The 17,256-nt window shown below is 35.9% G+C and carries 15 protein-coding genes; 6 read left to right on the top strand and 9 right to left on the bottom strand.

Going from position 1 to position 17,256, the window contains the following annotated elements:
* Position 1: 1 nt before the first annotated feature.
* Both ABID46_RS11060 and ABID46_RS11055 read left to right on the top strand, forming a co-directional pair.
* A complete protein-coding gene (locus ABID46_RS11060) occupies positions 2–487 on the top strand; it encodes a DUF6452 family protein (protein WP_354510061.1) in 486 nt (161 codons plus the stop codon).
* The gene (locus ABID46_RS11055; RefSeq protein WP_354510059.1) at positions 447–1,160 is read left to right on the top strand and encodes a DUF6048 family protein; all 714 of its coding nucleotides are present in this window, start codon (positions 447–449) and stop codon (positions 1,158–1,160) included. Before ABID46_RS11060 ends, ABID46_RS11055 begins: the two co-directional genes overlap by 41 nt.
* 318 nt (positions 1,161–1,478) lie before the next feature.
* Here the strand turns inward: ABID46_RS11055 and ABID46_RS11050 are convergent, their stop codons facing one another.
* Both ABID46_RS11050 and ABID46_RS11045 read right to left on the bottom strand, forming a co-directional pair.
* Positions 1,479–3,443, bottom strand: a complete 1,965-nt coding sequence (locus ABID46_RS11050) for a S8 family peptidase (protein ID WP_354510057.1) — start codon at positions 3,441–3,443, stop codon at positions 1,479–1,481.
* 31 nt (positions 3,444–3,474) lie between these two features.
* A complete protein-coding gene (locus ABID46_RS11045) occupies positions 3,475–5,622 on the bottom strand; it encodes an endonuclease MutS2 (RefSeq protein WP_354510055.1) in 2,148 nt (715 codons plus the stop codon).
* A gap of 43 nt (positions 5,623–5,665) precedes the next feature.
* On the opposite strand from ABID46_RS11045, the gene ABID46_RS11040 reads away from it, so the two are divergent.
* From ABID46_RS11040 to ABID46_RS11030, 3 genes are all read left to right on the top strand, one after another.
* Complete coding sequence (locus ABID46_RS11040; RefSeq protein ID WP_354510130.1) at positions 5,666–6,328, top strand: uracil-DNA glycosylase; 663 nt, start codon at positions 5,666–5,668, stop codon at positions 6,326–6,328.
* A gap of 81 nt (positions 6,329–6,409) precedes the next feature.
* Complete coding sequence (gene fahA / locus ABID46_RS11035; RefSeq protein ID WP_354510053.1) at positions 6,410–7,654, top strand: fumarylacetoacetase; 1,245 nt, start codon at positions 6,410–6,412, stop codon at positions 7,652–7,654.
* A 176-nt stretch (positions 7,655–7,830) separates the two neighbouring features.
* Positions 7,831–8,001 (top strand): lmo0937 family membrane protein, encoded by a 171-nt coding sequence (locus tag ABID46_RS11030; protein WP_354510051.1) that lies wholly within the window; start codon positions 7,831–7,833, stop codon positions 7,999–8,001.
* Between the two features lie 54 nt (positions 8,002–8,055).
* Here ABID46_RS11030 and recG read toward each other — a convergent pair whose 3' ends face one another.
* The 5 genes from recG to ABID46_RS11005 all read right to left on the bottom strand — a co-directional run bounded on the left by recG (position 8,056) and on the right by ABID46_RS11005 (position 14,507).
* On the bottom strand, positions 8,056–10,161 hold the full coding sequence (recG, locus tag ABID46_RS11025) for an ATP-dependent DNA helicase RecG (RefSeq protein ID WP_354510049.1): 2,106 nt from the start codon (positions 10,159–10,161) through the stop codon (positions 8,056–8,058).
* 54 nt (positions 10,162–10,215) lie between these two features.
* The gene (locus ABID46_RS11020; RefSeq protein WP_354510047.1) at positions 10,216–11,022 is read right to left on the bottom strand and encodes an alpha/beta hydrolase; all 807 of its coding nucleotides are present in this window, start codon (positions 11,020–11,022) and stop codon (positions 10,216–10,218) included.
* 98 nt (positions 11,023–11,120) lie between these two features.
* Positions 11,121–12,422, bottom strand: coding sequence for an NAD(P)/FAD-dependent oxidoreductase (locus ABID46_RS11015; RefSeq protein WP_354510045.1), 1,302 nt, complete (start codon positions 12,420–12,422; stop codon positions 11,121–11,123).
* Positions 12,423–14,021: an ABC transporter substrate-binding protein gene (locus ABID46_RS11010; protein ID WP_354510043.1), complete on the bottom strand. Its 1,599-nt coding sequence runs from the start codon at positions 14,019–14,021 to the stop codon at positions 12,423–12,425.
* A 96-nt stretch (positions 14,022–14,117) separates the two neighbouring features.
* Positions 14,118–14,507, bottom strand: a complete 390-nt coding sequence (locus tag ABID46_RS11005) for a DUF1304 domain-containing protein (RefSeq protein ID WP_354510041.1) — start codon at positions 14,505–14,507, stop codon at positions 14,118–14,120.
* A gap of 72 nt (positions 14,508–14,579) precedes the next feature.
* On the opposite strand from ABID46_RS11005, the gene ABID46_RS11000 reads away from it, so the two are divergent.
* Positions 14,580–15,554 (top strand): YpdA family putative bacillithiol disulfide reductase, encoded by a 975-nt coding sequence (locus ABID46_RS11000; protein ID WP_354510039.1) that lies wholly within the window; start codon positions 14,580–14,582, stop codon positions 15,552–15,554.
* A gap of 79 nt (positions 15,555–15,633) precedes the next feature.
* Here the strand turns inward: ABID46_RS11000 and ABID46_RS10995 are convergent, their stop codons facing one another.
* Together ABID46_RS10995 and ABID46_RS10990 are read right to left on the bottom strand one after the other, a co-directional pair.
* Positions 15,634–15,972, bottom strand: a complete 339-nt coding sequence (locus tag ABID46_RS10995; RefSeq protein WP_354510037.1) for a hypothetical protein — start codon at positions 15,970–15,972, stop codon at positions 15,634–15,636.
* Positions 15,973–16,009: 37 nt separating this feature from the next.
* Positions 16,010–16,963: an isopenicillin N synthase family dioxygenase gene (locus ABID46_RS10990; protein ID WP_354510035.1), complete on the bottom strand. Its 954-nt coding sequence runs from the start codon at positions 16,961–16,963 to the stop codon at positions 16,010–16,012.
* Positions 16,964–17,256 lie beyond the last annotated feature (293 nt).

Below are 17,256 nucleotides of genomic sequence, written 5' to 3'. Positions count from 1 at the left end.
GATGAAAAAAGGAATCTTGTTTTTGGGAATTGCCATTGCCTCAATTTTCGCTATTTCTTGCGAAGAAGATGATGTTTGCGTTGGCGAAGGAACTCCTTATTTAACCGTTGTATTTCGAAATAATTTGAATCAAACCAATTTCAAAGATTCATTGACGATAATTGCAGCGAACAATATAAATTTCGAAAATGCGGTGGAAGTTTTACCCAAAACCTTTACCGATAGTGTGAAATTGCCATTGGGCGGATTGGAATCTAGCGCTACGTATTTCCAAATCAAAAGACGCAGCAATACAGAAAACGATATTTTGACAGTCAATTATAGTCCCAAATCATCTTATGTATCGAAAGCTTGTGGATTTCGTTTGACCTACGAAAATTTGAACTATCAATCCACCGGATTCTACATAGAAAACATCATTCCAAGTGAATCAACAATTTTAGAAAATGAAGCCACTACGAACTTATATATCGCTCTTAGCAATTAGTACCATTGGACTTCAGGCGCATGCCCAAGAAGATTCGATAGCATTGGAAACAAAAGTTTTGGTCAAGGAAACTCAATCCATTGCCGATAGTTTAAAAGGCTATAAAAAAGCTGGAAATCTATTTGTAGGAGTAGATTTGTTCAATCCGGTCATGTCGGCATTTACCGATAAACAAGGAGCTCAAGCCATGGTTTCCTATCGAGTGTACAAAAAATGGAATGCCGTTTTGGAAGTCGGATACGAGAAAAACCATTACGATGAGTTGGATTGGAACGTAGATGTAAACGGAATCTATGGAAAAATCGGATTTAACTGGTTTGTTTCGCAAGATTACCAAGATGCTTCCAATGGTTTTTATACAGGGATGCGTTTTGCCTATGCTGCGTACGAACAGACGATTAATCAATATCCAATTAGAACTTCGGGCAATCAAGTTGATCAGTTCGGAAGTTTACCTTCTGCCAATGCAAGTTCCTATTGGATCGAATTAGTAGGAGGAGCGAGAGTTAAACTCTTGTCCAATTTCTATGCAGACGTATCTATTCGTCCCGAAATTTACGTTGGAAGCAGCAAACAAGAAGACATTGATCCCTTGGTCATTCCAGGTTATGGAAAAGATATTGGACCTATAAATTTCTCCGTTTTTTGGGGAATCACCTATAAATTCTTTTAGAAATAAATATTCAAGCATAAAGCGAATTTCATCAAAGGAAGTTCGCTTTTTTTGTTTTTGGGCGGCACCCTTTGGATAGATAAATCTTCATTATTAGAAAGAAATCGCCAAAAGGGTCGGGCTATCCATTGCAACTCCTCTCCGCTACGCGACTGCGGGGTTTCCATTTCTATCCCTGCCGCAAATTAGCTTTAATATCAAAACAAAATTCGTTTAGAAGAAAAGATTTAAAATCAAAACAATTAATTAAATCTTGATTCAATTTTGGCCATAAAAAAAGCCCGAACGAATCGGGCTTTTTTTGAATTAAAATTCAAATTATTTTTTAATTAGTTTTTTGGTAATGGTTCCTTGATCTGAATGGATGTAAACCATATACACACCCGGTAGGAAACCTTTCATATCAATGGTTTGCTTCGCATCAAACTTACCAAATTTCTTGTCAAATGCAATTTGTCCCGTTGGAGCGAAAATTTTCACATGTGCATTGGTCAATGATTTAGAAGTTTGGATGTTTAATTGATCCACAACTGGATTCGGATAAACCGTCAAAGCATTTGATAAATCTAAGTCTGTTACAGCCATTTGGTTGTCAACTCCATTGATAACCAAAGCAAAATTTTGGTTATTGTTCACCAAGTTTCCTTTGTGGGTTACTTTGAACGTATAGGTTTGACCAGCAACTGGATTTTCGATGAATACTTGTTCCACATTGTCCACAACATTGTCTCCTTGTGTAGCTGCAGCAGCAGGATTGTTGTAATCCAATTTCCAAGGCATATAGGTAGTTCCATTGCTTTCAATTCTGAAATCCAAATCATTTACCAATTTTGGTGTACGATTGTTTAATTCAATTGGAACAGTAGGAGTTCCCGCGATATCCAACCAAGCGATTGTCGCTTTGATAGGCTCTCCACCTTTCGCTGTGAAAGAAACTGTATATTCACCATTTTGAGCAAGTGATAAATCTGCCATGAATGAATCTTCATTGATATTTAGGATGGTTTCAGCACCTTTCAATGCATCAATTAATCCAAATCCAAATACATAATCTGGTCCAATATGTTCACCTGCTTCATTTGCTGTATTGATCAACAAAGCTTTCATCATGTCGGAACGTAAATACCCACCATCTTTCTGATGTTTGACTTGTTGCATCAACAAACCAACACCAGCAGCAGCAGGAGCAGAGAATGAAGTCCCTGACCAGTTTGCATAAGAAGTATCAGCAGTGTTGTTTGCACCATAAACGTTACTTCCAATCGCTGTAATATCTGGTTTGATACGTCCATCATCAGAAGGACCCGATCCAGAGAAATAAGATACAGTTACATCAGAAGGTTCAGAATAATAGTTCGTTCCTCCCAAAGGATTTACAGAACCAACAATAATGATGTTTTTAGCGTTTCCACCAGCAAATGTTAAACAGTCATATCCACCATTAGAACAGTCTTTTGGTCGAGCAACATTTACATATTCCACCCATCCATTGGTTGGTGTATACGCCATATGGGTTACTGGGCCATTTGGACCTTCTGTATTGTTGTTACCAGAAGATTTGAAAATACTATGCTGTGGAGCATTTAACGCAACATTGTCATAGATTGCATCTGTTTGAGCATAATACCCAAATAAAGCAGATTCTGTTTCTGATAGATGCGGATATCCATACCAATACCATTTAGATTGGTTTTCATTGTAAGACCATCCTGTTAACGATCCGTAAGAGTGATTGGAAACCATATAATCATGGTTTTCTGGTAAATTTGATTGAGCTGCCATTTCACTTGTGGTTGATCCTGTTGTGAAATTCAAGGCTTTTAAATTGGCTTCGGGCGCTATACCTTTTGCATTTGCAATAACTCCTGCACCTACGATAACACTTCCTACTGCTGTCGCATGAAATGAATTTGAACCAGTTGTTTCCACATTGGTTGCTCTACCCGAAAATTCTTGATGCGTCGTTCTTACCAAACCACCATCCCAAATATAAGCAGTCATTCCATCACCAGTAATTGTATATCCTGGAATCGTTCCATTATGTAATTTATCTACATCCATGGAGTTGATTTGCGATCTACTATCTGAAGCAAAAAATACTGGAATGCCATCGTAAATCCCTTGAAATGAAACACCTTCTGGTAAATTATCCAAAATATTTGTGGTAACATTTTTTATCGCCTCTGCTAAAGCTTGTTCTTCTTCAATCGCAATCTTTTGTAGCTCTGCTCGATTAACCTTTTCCTGGCTAAATGCCAAGACGCTGGTTAATAGTGCTGCCATAAGTATTGGTTTTTTCATATCCCTTTATTGTTTAAATTTTATAAATATCAAATATAGAAACTTTTGCAGTAAATAATCCATAATTTAATAAAACAGTTTTGCCTTCAATTTTATCAACCGTTGCGACGCTTGTACTATCTTTTATTTTTACGCGGTCTCCAACTTTCAAATTATCAATGGATTTTTGAATTTCCATTTCCTTTTTTTCTTCGATTTTTTGCTTCTCAACCACCAAGATTTCCTTGTTCTTCTTCAATTCCTTCTTGATTTCTTTCTCGACAATCTTTTCTTTCTTTTTCTCAATCGCCAAAGTTTCGGTTTTCTTGGAATTCTCCATTTCTACCCATTTCAAGAAGTTTGAAATCAATACTTTTTTGTTTTTCGATTTTAAGTATTGATCTGCCCATTCATTCATCTTTTTTCCAATTGTCAAGGCTTTCAATTCATTGTCATACAACAATTGAAAATCTACCAACTTCTCACGAATTTTTTCCTGCGTTGTTTCCAATTCTCTAGATTGCTCAACTGAGGTTTGTTTTAATTCTTCTACTTGATTTTTCGTTTTTTGAATTTCAAATTTTTCCTGCTGAAGTTTTAAAATGGTTTTATCGAGGCGAACTTTGTCTTGTTCTACTTTCTTTTTGGCGCGATTGATTAAACGGAAAGGAATTTTATTTTTTTCAGCAACTTCAAAGGTAAACGAACTTCCTGCTTGACCAATTTCCAATTTATACAAAGGATTCAATGTTTTTTCATCAAATAGCATACTGGCATTGATTGCTTCTGGTAAATTTTCAGCCGCAATTTTGATGTTGGTATAATGCGTGGTGAAAATTCCAAAAGCTTGTCGTTCATAAAATTCTTCAAAAAAAACTTCAGCCAAAGCTCCACCCAATTCTGGATCGGATCCTGTTCCAAATTCATCTACCAACAACAAAGTCTTATCGTTCACATTTTTAATGAAATAAGACATTTGTTTTAAACGATAACTATAAGTTGATAATTGATTTTCAATGGATTGATTATCGCCAATATCGGTGAAGATTTTCTCAAAAAATCCCATTTCAGATTTCGGATGAACAGGAATTAACAAACCACTTTGAAGCATCAATTGATTCAAACCAATTGTTTTCAACGTGATACTTTTTCCTCCCGCATTGGGTCCAGAAATAATGATAATTCGTTGTTGCGGATCAAGTTTCAGCGTTTGAGGTATTGTTTTTAATTTTCGTTCTTGATTGGAAAGGTATAACAACGGATGATAAGCATCTACTAAATTGATGGTTAATTCCTCTTTCAGAATGGGTAAAGTTCCATTGATTTGTGCTGAAAATTGAGCTTTTGCTTGGGTGAAATCCAAATATTCCAACAATTCTTCATATTCTTCCAACAATTCCTTGTGAACCGAAATAACGGCAGTTAAGGATTTCAATATTTTGATGATTTCTTTGGATTCCTCTTCTTTCAATTCCTCCAATTCTCGACTTGGCTTTTGAACCGATTCTGGTTCAATAAAAGAGATAGATCCTGTTTTGGAGGTTCCCAATAACCTTCCTTTTACACGTTTCCTAACAGAGGAATTAACGGCTAACACTCGTTTATCATCGACAATGGTTTCCTTGATATCGTCCAAAAATTGAGCATTGTGCTGAATGGATTTTTTAAACAATTCAGCAATTTTGGCGGAAACAAGACGGATTTTCTTTCGAATTTCCAATAATTCAGAACTTGCATCATCCTTGATTTCTCCATGACGATTGAAAACGCCATCTATTTCTTTGACAATTTCTTTCTCGTAAAGGACTTTAGAAGTAATTTGAATCAATTCTGGAAAATATTCTTCAAATTTGACCATATGCTTCGTTATTTCTTTGATTTGAAGCGCATTGGATTTTATCTGAAAAAAATGCTCCACATTGAGATAATAATTCTCAATTTCCAAATGAGGCAAATACTCACTCATATAATAGAATTCCGAGAAGGGAATTCGATTACCCGATTCAAAACTTGCTACATATTCATGCGTAGTTTTCAAATCTCTAACCAAAACCTCATGATCGGAATAAGGCTCTAAATCGAGCAATAATTGAGCGGTTTTCTCATTGAAAGCGAACTCAGAAATAAGGCTTAGAATTTTCGGTAATTCTAAATCTTTTAATGTCTGTTTGGATACCTGCATTGGTACAAAAATAATCTATATTTGGGAATTAGTTGAGGAATTTATGGACGTGAAAATGGAAGCTTCTTGGAAAGAAGTAGTAAAAGATGAATTTGACAAACCTTATTTTCAAAATTTGGTTGAATTCGTCAAATCAGAATATCAAAACCAAACAATCTATCCGCCAGGCAATAAACTATTTACTGCTCTTGACCATACGCCCTTTGAAAAAGTAAAAGTGGTGATTTTAGGTCAAGATCCTTATCATGGACCAGGTCAAGCACATGGATTGAGTTTTTCAGTTCCCGATGGAATTCCGCATCCACCAAGTTTGAAAAATATATTCAAAGAATTGCAAACAGATTTGGGTCTAGAGATTCCAAAATCGGGTAATTTGGAAAGATGGGCAGATCAAGGCGTTTTATTATTGAATGCAACTTTAACTGTGAGAGCAGGACAGGCAGGTTCGCATCAGAAAAAAGGATGGGAAACATTTACAGATGCAATCATTCAAAAGTTGTCGGAACAAAAAGAACAATTGGTTTTTATTTTATGGGGAGCTTATGCACAGAAAAAAGGCTCCATCATTGACCCATCAAAACATTTTATCATCAAATCGGCGCATCCATCGCCTTTATCTGCTTACAATGGATTTTTTGGAAGTCAACCTTTTTCCAAAACAAATGCGTATTTAAAATCAATGGGTAAACCTGAAATCCAATGGTAAGAGTAAATTGAAGTTGGATAATTATTTCCTTATGGTAATTATCGTTATTTTTGACAACCAAAATTATAAAGCATAAACAAGATGAAATCATTCATATCTTACGACACAAATTCTGATTTTTCTATTTACAATATACCTTTTGGTGTAGCAATTTTAGCAGACGATTCTGTTGCATGTGTTACACGAATTGGTCATACAGTTATCGATTTGGCAACTTTGTTTGATCAAGGTTATTTTGACAAATTTGATTTGGAAGAAAATGTTTTTGAGGCTTTTACATTAAATGAATTCATTTCGTTAGGAAAAGAAGTAACAGTTCCTATTCGTGAACACATTCAATCATTATTATTAGAAGGATCTGAATTGTCCAAAGATGAAGAAACGCAAAAATTGGCTTTTCATACCTTGCCAAATGTTTCCATGCAAATGCCAGTTCACGTTCCCAATTATACCGATTTTTACAGCAGCATAGAACATGCAACCAACGTTGGGAAAATGTTTCGCGATCCAGAGAATGCATTATTGCCCAACTGGAAACATATTCCGGTAGGATACCACGGAAGAGCTTCCTCTATTGTAGTTTCGGGAACGCCAATCCATCGTCCAAAAGGTCAATCCAAACCAAAAGATGCCGATTCACCGATTTTCGGACCTTCTTTACGTTTGGATTTCGAATTGGAAATGGGATTTATCACCAATTCCTACACGGAATTAGGCGAAACAATTTCTACAGCAGAAGCTGAAGATCATATTTTCGGAATGGTTTTATTCAATGATTGGAGTGCACGCGATATTCAACAATGGGAATATGTACCATTGGGGCCATTTTTGGCAAAGAATTTCGGTTCGTCGATTTCACCTTGGGTTGTAACCTTGGAAGCTTTGAATCCATTTAGAGTAGAGGGTCCCGTTCAAGACCCTGAAGTATTTTCTTATCTACAATATGAAGGAAAGAAGAATTTCGATATCAATTTGCAAACAATTTTGGTTCCAGAAGAAGGAGGTGAAAATGTGATTTGCACCTCGAACTTCAAATACATGTATTGGAATATGGCGCAACAATTGGCGCATCATACCATCAACGGATGTAACCTTGAAGTGGGTGATATGTATGCGAGTGGAACCATCAGTGGAAAATCGGAAGATTCGTATGGTTCTATGTTGGAACTAACATGGGGAGGAACAAAACCTTTGAAATTATCCAACGGACAAGAACGTAAATTTATCGAAGATAATGATACCATCATCATGCGAGGATGGTGTGAAAAAGACGGAATTCGAGTTGGATTTGGCGAAGTTTCAGGGAAAATTTTACCAGCTAAATAAATATAGAAACGAAATCGTTTAATGATTTGGAAAGCCTGCATTTTGCGGGCTTTCTTATTTATTTTAAAGTTTTAATTTTCAAAATGTTAATAGAGTTTTGAAAACTTATTGAAATGACTTTTGTCATGTGGAATGATAATTGTACCTTTAAATTTATTAACCATTAAACGTATTTTATGAGAAGTATTCTTTGGTTAGTTGCCGTAATTTGTATCATCATTTGGGTCCTTGGATTGATGGGAATCGGTGGTGGAATGGGAATGGGCAACTTAATTCACATTTTATTAGTGATTGCAATTATTGTTATTTTGTTTAATGTCATATCAGGGCGAAAACCCCTTGATTAATAGTTGAATTCAACTTAAAAATGCGTTTGATGAAAAATTCTAACGCATTTTTTTTTATCCAATTCTACTCCAAATAAATTTATCCTTATGATTTTTATCGAAAAAGATTTTCATTGCTTGATGCTGTGGTTTAGATAAATTTGGATCATCTTTTAAAATATGTTCCACCATATATCGTGCAGCTTGTAAGATTTTTTGATCTTTGGCAATGTTGGCCAATTTAAAATTAAGAATTCCACTCTGCTGGGTTCCCATAATATCTCCAGGGCCTCTTAATTGCATATCCACTTCAGCAATTTCAAATCCATCATTGGTTCGAACCATCGTTGAAATTCGTTGGTAAGCATCTTCTGTTAAACCATCTTTGGTCATCAATATACAATAACTTTGTTCCGCTCCACGACCTACGCGACCACGCAATTGATGCAATTGAGAAAGTCCAAATTTTTCAGCACTTTCAATCACCATAACCGAAGCATTGGGTACATTTACTCCAACTTCAATAACAGTTGTAGCGACCAAAATTTGGGTTTCGCCTTTGGCAAATCGTTGCATTTCAAAATCTTTATCAGCAGGTTTCATCTTTCCATGCACAATACTGACCGCGTATTGAGGCAAAGGAAAAGCTCGTGTGACACTTTCGTATCCATCCATCAAATCCTTGTAATCCAATTTTTCCGAACCTTCTATAAGCGGATATACCACATATACTTGACGACCTTTTTGAATTTCATCTTTCATGAATTTGAACAAAGCCAAACGATCTTTATCCTTTTTATGCAAAGTCATGATGGGTTTTCGTCCAGCTGGTAATTCATCAATAATGGAAATGTCCAAATCTCCATACAAACTCATCGCCAAAGTCCTAGGAATCGGCGTGGCTGTCATCACCAAAATATGCGGTGGAATGGTGTTTTTCTTCAAGAATTGCGCTCTTTGCGCAACGCCAAATTTATGTTGTTCATCAATAATGGTCAATCCCAAATTTTGAAAAACAACCGTAGGTTCCAACAAAGCATGCGTTCCTACCAAAATATGGATCTCTCCATTTTGCAGTTTCTCGAAAATCTCTCTACGTTCTTTTGCTTTGGTAGAGCCGCTTAAAATTCGAACTTCAACATTCATTTCAGCCAAATAGTCTTTCATCGCCTGATAATGTTGTTGAGCCAAGATTTCGGTCGGCGCCATGATGGCAACTTGAAATCCATTGTCAATTGCAATCAAAGAGGAGAGAAGTGCTACCATGGTTTTACCACTACCAACATCACCTTGTAATAAACGATTCATCTGAACCGGCCGAGCCAAATCCGCACGGATTTCCTTCAACACTCGTTTTTGGGCATTGGTTAATTCAAAAGGCAAATAATTCTGATAGAAATCGTTGAAATTTCGTCCAACTGTACCAAACTCAAAACTTTTGAATTTACTTTGATGATTGAGTTTCTTCACCAACATCCCCAATTGTAAAAAGAAGAATTCTTCAAACTTAATTCGATTTTCTGCAGCCTTTAAATCTTCAATGGTTTTGGGAAAATGAATTTGTTTATAGGCGTCCAATCGTTTTGGAAAATTAAATTTGGCCATAATATCATCGGGCAAATTCTCATCCAATCGCTGAATGTCCATCAACAATTGAGCTTGCAATTTCTGCATCACTCGATTGGTAATTCCTTTCTTTTGTAATTTTTCGGTACTCGAATAAACTGGATACAATCCTTGCGGCGAAGTTTTATGACTTTCAACCGTTTCGATTTCAGGATGTACGATGTTGATTTTTCGGTTGAATTCGTTGGGTTTTCCATAAATCACCAAAGGTTCAGATTTCATCTTTTGGAGATTTTCTTTCATCCATTTGGTGTATTTGAACCAAACCAATTCGATTGAACCCGTTTCGTCTTCAAATTGTCCGACCAATCGTTTTCCTCGATTTTGACCAATTTCTTCCAAAGTTCTAAGTCTACCTATAATCTGAATTTCAGCCAAAGAAGCTTGAATTTCCTTGATTTTATAGTATTTGGATCGATCAATATGACGAAATGGAAAATAATTCAACAAATCCTCAAAACGAAATATACCCAATTCAGTCTGTAATGTTTGACCTCGTTCGGGTCCAACACCTTTTAGATATTCAATAGGAGTTTTGAGAAAATCGCCAGACATTTTGCTAATTTAAAGGGAATTTTAAATCTGAAAAAATATACCTGGCAATTTCGTTTAGTTATAAGCCCAAATCAATGCTTTTTCCTTGGTTGCTCTATAAATGGTATGATGCTCTTCTGTAGGTTCATCCGAATAAATCCATTTCAACTGAGTAGGAGCATTGTTCTTTAAACTTTCTTCTAAACTTTTTGTATGCGGATTGATGTCCGTAGCTTTTGAACCTGCAAACCAAAGTTTCGTTTCTTTCTCTGGGAAGTTTGCTAAAATTTCTTTTGAATTGGTTACCATTTGATGATTGTTCCACCATAAAGAAGGGTCCATCGCGATATAGGTATCAAACATTTCGGGTTGAACGAAAAAAGTTTCCATTACAAACAAACCTGCCAATGATTCTCCAATGATTCCTTTGTTGTCCGTAGTTCTATATTTTGATTGAATTAACGGAAATAATTCTTGCTCAATAAATGCTCGAAATTTAGCAGATTCCCCAACAACGGGAGCGATTTCTTTGTCTTTCTCAACTTGGGTAGGAGGAGATAAATCTCTTCTACGAATGGTGTTTTCTATTCCAACCAAGATAACGGGTTTGATTTTTTTTGCTTGAATTAATTCAGCCAAGGTATTGGCAATATGCGGAAAATCCTCTTTCGTTCCGCCATCGGGCATATACAAAACAGGAAAGTTTTCTTGGGTTGTAGCATAATTTTCTGGCAACCAAACATTGATTGTTCTGGTTTCGTTTAGTTGTTTAGAATCGACTGTAAAAGTTTCATGATTGGGAACTGGATCTGCTGGAACAGATGGCTTTTGACAGGATAGAATCGTAAACGCTAATAGAGCAATCGTAAGAAATTGTTTCATTTATTTAAGTATTTAGTGCTCCAAAATAAAACAAAACTCCCTAACAGCCAAGGTTATTGGTTGTTTTTAAATGAATCCATCAAAAATTTAACCCTAAATTAAAACAGATTGGGATCATCTGTTTCATCTCCATGCCTTCCTTTGAATGGTCGAATGATCAAACGAACGCTTTTGTTGTATTGAAAATATTGGATAATCCAATTCATCAAGGCGATCATTTTGTTTCGGAATCCCACCAAGGAAACCAAATGAATGAACATCCATACAAACCAAGCAAACCATCCGGCAAATTTCCAATTTGGCAAATCGACAACGGCTTTGTCACGACCAATCGTCGCCATAGAACCTTTATCCTTGTATTTAAAAGGAATCAAAGCGCGATTGTTTTTGAGGTTTTCGAAATTTTTTGCCAATAATTTTCCTTGTTGAATTGCAACTTGCGCAACCATTGGATCTCCTTTTGGTTTTTCTTCTGTCATCATCAAGGATACATCGCCAATCGCAAAAATATTTTCGAAACCTTTTACTTGGTTGAATTCATTCACAGAATAACGACCACCCACAACTACACCATCACCTTCAATACCCGAAATCAAGGTTCCCTTTACACCCGCTGCCCAAATCAAAGTGGTTGCTTCAAAAGGTCGTTTATCGGTGGTGATAATTTGACCATCATAATCTTTCACGGTCATGTTGAACCAAACTTGAACGCCCAATTCTTCCAAATATTTAAAAGCATGGTCAGAAGCGTGTTGAGACATCGAAGGCAATAAACGATCGGAACCTTGAATTAAATGCACGTTCATCCTTCTGATATCCAAATCGGGATAGTCATGCGGCAAAACGTGTTTTTTCAATTCACCCATTGCACCTGCTAATTCCACTCCGGTTGGACCACCTCCAACAATTACATAATTCATTAAACGATAACGTTCATCTAAATCATTGGTTAACAAGGCAGCTTCCAGATTTTGTAACATCAAACTACGCAAATCCAATGCTTCTGGAATAGATTTCATAGGCATTGCATTTTTGGCAATGTTCACATTACCATAATAATTGGTTTCGGAACCTGTTGCGATGACCAAATAATCGTAATGCAAATCCCCAATATTGGAAGAAAGAATTTGGGTTTCAGGATTAATGGATTGAACCTGAGCAATTCGAAAAAAGAAATTCTGCTTTTTAGCGAAAATTTGACGAATTGCATGCGCAATAGAATCGGGTTCTAATCCTGCTGTTGCAACCTGATACAATAAGGGTTGAAACGCATGGTAATTGTGTTTGTCCAATAAAACGACTTGATAGTTTTGAGTGGATAATTTTTTCGCCAATCTCAAACCTCCAAATCCGCCTCCAATTATAACGATCCTCTTTAAGTTGATATCAGGTATATTCATTTATTTCGTTTTGTAAACTCTTGTTAAATCTAATAATTTCACAGGACTCATGGTAAATCCATGAACATTTTTTCGTAAAAATATGCTCGTTTGATCATAAAACAAAGGAACAATCGGCGCCGATCTCATCATCAAGCTATCCATTTCTTTGTATAAAACTTCGCGTTCTTTTTCATCACTAATTTGAAATGCCTTTTCGTACAATTCATCAAATTTTGCATTTTTATAATGCGAATAATTGGGACCTTCTGGTGCGAAATTTTTGGAATAATACAAGGAAAGAAAGTTTTCGGCATCGGGATAATCGGCTCCCCAATTTGCTCTAAAAAACGAAAATTTCCCTGTTGCTTTTCCGTCTCGCATGGTTGGTCCAGGCACGACATTAATCGCAAGATTCAAGCCAACTTTCGCTAATTGTGCTTGGATATATTCGCACACATCAGCATATTCTTGAACAGTTGTCAACTGTATGATGGGCAAATTTCCTTTTTCATTTTGATATGCTTGAATTAATTCTCTTGCTTTTTGTGGTTGATAGGTATAACCTGCATTTTCAGTAAACCCAGGCAAACCTTTTGGGATGAATCCTCCATTGGCTACGGTCGCCATATTGTTCATCATGTATTTGACCATTTTGGGTTTGTCAATCGCATAATTAATGGCTTGACGCAATCGTTCATCAACTGCCTCATTTCCTTCCAAATAAAAACACAAATAAACCGTACTTAAATAATCGAATTTATGGAAATTGAGAATGTCCTCATATTTAGGATTGAGTTCTCCAATTGGTGTCAAAATTTCATTTTTATAAGACGGATCTAAATCGGCCATCATATCGACGTTTCCTTGGATCAATTGTAAAAATTCTGAATGTTTTTCGGGTAAAAAAGTCATGGAAACCGCTTCCAAATAGGGAAGTTGATTACCTTTTTCATCTTTTTCGAAATACAATGGATTTTTTCGAAACACCAATTTGATGTTGTCTTCCCATAACTTAAATTGAAAAGGACCCGTTCCAATTGGATTTTTGCGAAATTCTTCTTGTCCATTTCGGAACATTTCTTCGGGAACAACTGAACAGTATTTCATACTTAACAATCCCAAAAAAGGAGGGAAGGCTTCTTTTAAATTGATTTGAAAAATTGAATCATTCACTGCCTTAAACGTATCGACATTATTCAATACCCAACTTCCAGCTCCACCCACTTTAGGATCAATCAATCGAGTGAAACTATATTCGAAGTCTTTTGCATTTACGACACGAGTTGAATCTTTTCCAAATGCTTGATTTTTATGAAAATAAACATCTTTTCTTAACGTAAAACTATAGGTTTTCCCATCCTCTGAAATTTCCCAAGATTTGGCAATATCGGGAACGATTTTCAAACTATCATCCAATTTCACCAAACCATTGTACATCAAATTACACACCCAATTATTGGCTTGTGTACGTGCAAAAGTCGGATCTAAAGAAGAAATATTATCATACCGATTGAGACGGAAAATTTTGGATTCATCGTATTCATTTTGTTGGCCACAACTGAATAGAATGCTTGTAAACGTCAGAAAAAGTAGTGCAAGTTGAAAGTTCCTTTTCATGCCGCTAAGATAATCAATTGATTTGGTGAGAAGAAATGAATTATTGAAAGTCAACTATTAAGTTTTTAGGTAATTTGTATGTAAGATATCATCAGCTTAATTACCAAATACAACATGGGATTCATTGATATAAATAATCAAAAGCGCAACTCCTGCCGGAACCAATTGAAATGTGAAAATCTTTTTGTGAACGGTAATTCCGCCATAAAGACCAGCCAAAACAACACAACTCAAAAAGAAAATCGCAATATTTTTCTGCCAGATTGGATCTTGAATCAACAAGGACCAAATCAATCCAGCCGCTAAAAAGAAATTGTACAAACCTTGATTATTTGCCAGCTTTTTGGTGTAGGGAAATACTTCTTTTGGAATCAATTTGCCAAAGGTTTTTCTACCCAGAGAATTCCACGCAAACATTTCCATGTATACGATATACAAATGAATCGCAATCACAATTCCGATGAAAATTTTGGCAAGTATGTCCATGTTTTGAAAAGATTAACAATCAAAAATAGGAATTAATCTTCGATCAAACATGGTTCTGCTTAACTTTGCAAGATGCAAGAATATGATTTAATCATCATCGGCGCCGGCCCAATTGGAATGGCTTGTGCGATCGAAGCGAAACGTAAAAATCTTCATTATTTGGTCATTGAAAAAGGTGCATTGGTCAATAGTTTGTACAATTATCCTTTGTATATGACGTTCTTTTCTACAGCAGAACGACTGGAAATTGGGCAAGTTCCCTTTACCAATATTTCGTCCAAACCTGGAAGGCAAGAAGCATTGGAATATTACCGTAGAATTCATCAGTATTTTGATTTAAACATTCAATTTTACGAAGAAGTTTTATCGGTAGAATCAAAGAAATCGCTGCATACCATTCAAACGTCCAAATCAACCTATCAAGCCAAAAACATCATTGTAGCGACTGGATTTTATGATATTCCTGTGAAATTGGGAATTCCGGGTGAAGATTTACCCAAAGTTTCTCATTATTTCAAAGAGGCTCATCCGTATGCTGGACAAAAATTGGTTGTTGTTGGCGCTAATAATTCTTCGGTTGATGCAGCTTTGGAATGTTGGAGAAAAGGAGCAGAGGTGACCATGGTGATTCGAAAAGGAGAAATTCATGATCGGGTGAAATATTGGGTAAAACCCGATATAGAAAACCGAATTGCGGAAGGAAGCATCAAAGCGTATTTCTATTCCAATTTACTATCCATTCAAGAAGAGTCGGTTACCATCGAAACACCCGAAGGTATACTTGCAATCGAAAATGATTTCGTTTTGGCTCTAACAGGTTACCGTCCGAATTTTGAGTTTTTGGAATCTTTGGGAATTGAGTTATCCAAGGATGGATTGTTTATTCCAACTTACAATCCTGAAACAATGGAATCAAACGTTGATGGAATCTATTTAGCCGGAGTCGTTTGTGGAGGAATGGAAACGCACAAATGGTTCATTGAAAATTCAAGGGTGCATGCGGAGATGATTTTGGGGGATATTTTGGAGAAAGAAAATAGAAAATAGAAAATAAAGGATAGACTTTTCGAAAAACCTTGTCAAGGTTATCTGCGTTGTGAAAATTAACCTTGACAAGGTTCCATATTTATTTTATAATATCTGCAGAATAATATTCCCCAAAAGTAGAAAGACTGTCATTTGGCACATCGTAATCAACTAAATCTTCATCGCTGGTAATAACGATTTCAAAGCGATGATTTTCAAATTGCCCGATTGCACCCAAGCCTCGTTCAGATTTATTTTTAACGGTAATACCTTTTGGTAAAAAAATAAAAGCACTATCTCCTCTCAATAATCCGGCTTTCACCTCGGTTTTAAGTACTCCCAGTTCCCCCGATGGAGAATTCATCCAATTAAAAAGCAAGATTAAAATAAAAATTATATTAAAACAGATCGAAATTCTAAATAGCCATTTGTTTTTCATAAGACTTTTTTAAAAAAACTTGTCAAGGTTATAGAAATTATTTAATCAGTCCGATTTCTCTTAACCTTTGCGTTAAAAATTCACCAGCAGTGATATCGTCAAATTGTTTGGGATTTTCTTCATCTATACAATTTTCCAACACATTCAATTCCATTTCGCTAACGGGATGCATGAAAAATGGAATGGAAAATCGCGGTTTTCCCCATTCTTCTTTGGGCGGATTTACCACTTGGTGAATGGTGGATTTCAATTTATTATTGGTATGACGCGAAAGCATATCGCCCACATTTATAACCAATTCATCGGGTTCTGCGATGGCATCTACCCAAACTCCATCTTTGCGTAAAACTTGCAATCCACTTGCAGAAGCGCCCATCAAAAGCGTAATCAAATTGATATCTCCATGGGCTCCCGCACGAACTGCGCCTTTGGGTTCTTCCAGAATTGGCGGATAATGAATGGCACGCAAAATGGAATTTCCATTGATTACTTTATTGTCAAAATAAAATTCGTCCAAACCTAAATACAAAGCCAAAGCACGTAAAACGTAAATTCCGGTTTTTTCCAATTGTTGATAAGCTTCTTTTCCAGCCGAATTAAAATCGGGAACTTCAGATACCTCTATATTTTCAGGATAATCGAAATTTGCCTTCTCTGATTCGTCCAAATATTGCCCAAAATGCCAGAATTCCTTTAAATCTCCTTCGGGCTTGTCTTTCGCATGCTCTTTTCCAAATGAAGTATAGCCACGTTGGCCACCGATTCCTTCAATTTCATATTTTTCTTTTGTTTCAACCGGAAGTGAAAAGAATTCTTTAACCGATTTGTATAATGTGTCAACTAATTGATCTGAAAGAAAATGTCCTTTCAAGGCAACAAATCCAATATCTTCGTACGCACGTCCAATTTCGTTTACAAATTTTTGTTTTTTCTCAGGGTCATTCGATATAAAATCGGTCAAATCAACAGATGGAATTCCCTTGTTTTTCATTGGGATAAAATTAAATTTAGACTAAAATTACAGTATTAAAATAAATAAATTCATAAGAAATTAGAAAATTACGCTTTATTCAAGGCATCTTAAAGAAACAATCAAATTATGACTAGTCCTGAAAAATAGATACAGATTTTCAGTGATTAAAAATACATAAATTAAACAGTAGTAGCTATTAAGTTGCTACTGTTTTTTTTTTATAGGTTCTATATTTTACATTATCTTTTTGATGCATTTGATTAGGAGTTAGCATATGATTGGACCAATGTGGTCTATCATTATTGTAAATC

It is taken from the genome of Moheibacter stercoris (assembly GCF_040545805.1).
GTDB lineage: Bacteria > Bacteroidota > Bacteroidia > Flavobacteriales > Weeksellaceae > Moheibacter > Moheibacter stercoris.
The sequence above is the reverse complement of the archived record's forward strand: the minus strand, read 5'-3'. Positions and strand labels throughout refer to the sequence as shown.

What these genes read in the sequence shown, in the direction of transcription:
- ABID46_RS11055 (WP_354510059.1), top strand. Translation starts at nt 447, where the DNA reads ATGAAGCCACTACGAACTTATATATCGCTCTTAGCAATTAGTACCATT.
- ABID46_RS11045 (WP_354510055.1), bottom strand. Translation starts at nt 5,622, where the DNA reads ATGCAGGTATCCAAACAGACATTAAAAGATTTAGAATTACCGAAAATT.
- ABID46_RS11000 (WP_354510039.1), top strand. Translation starts at nt 14,580, where the DNA reads ATGCAAGAATATGATTTAATCATCATCGGCGCCGGCCCAATTGGAATG.
- ABID46_RS10995 (WP_354510037.1), bottom strand. Translation starts at nt 15,972, where the DNA reads ATGAAAAACAAATGGCTATTTAGAATTTCGATCTGTTTTAATATAATT.
- ABID46_RS11060 (WP_354510061.1), top strand. Translation starts at nt 2, where the DNA reads ATGAAAAAAGGAATCTTGTTTTTGGGAATTGCCATTGCCTCAATTTTC.
- fahA (WP_354510053.1), top strand. Translation starts at nt 6,410, where the DNA reads ATGAAATCATTCATATCTTACGACACAAATTCTGATTTTTCTATTTAC.
- ABID46_RS11040 (WP_354510130.1), top strand. Translation starts at nt 5,666, where the DNA reads ATGGACGTGAAAATGGAAGCTTCTTGGAAAGAAGTAGTAAAAGATGAA.
- ABID46_RS11010 (WP_354510043.1), bottom strand. Translation starts at nt 14,021, where the DNA reads ATGAAAAGGAACTTTCAACTTGCACTACTTTTTCTGACGTTTACAAGC.
- ABID46_RS11050 (WP_354510057.1), bottom strand. Translation starts at nt 3,443, where the DNA reads ATGGCAGCACTATTAACCAGCGTCTTGGCATTTAGCCAGGAAAAGGTT.
- ABID46_RS11015 (WP_354510045.1), bottom strand. Translation starts at nt 12,422, where the DNA reads ATGAATATACCTGATATCAACTTAAAGAGGATCGTTATAATTGGAGGC.
- ABID46_RS10990 (WP_354510035.1), bottom strand. Translation starts at nt 16,963, where the DNA reads ATGAAAAACAAGGGAATTCCATCTGTTGATTTGACCGATTTTATATCG.
- recG (WP_354510049.1), bottom strand. Translation starts at nt 10,161, where the DNA reads ATGTCTGGCGATTTTCTCAAAACTCCTATTGAATATCTAAAAGGTGTT.
- ABID46_RS11030 (WP_354510051.1), top strand. Translation starts at nt 7,831, where the DNA reads ATGAGAAGTATTCTTTGGTTAGTTGCCGTAATTTGTATCATCATTTGG.
- ABID46_RS11005 (WP_354510041.1), bottom strand. Translation starts at nt 14,507, where the DNA reads ATGGACATACTTGCCAAAATTTTCATCGGAATTGTGATTGCGATTCAT.
- ABID46_RS11020 (WP_354510047.1), bottom strand. Translation starts at nt 11,022, where the DNA reads ATGAAACAATTTCTTACGATTGCTCTATTAGCGTTTACGATTCTATCC.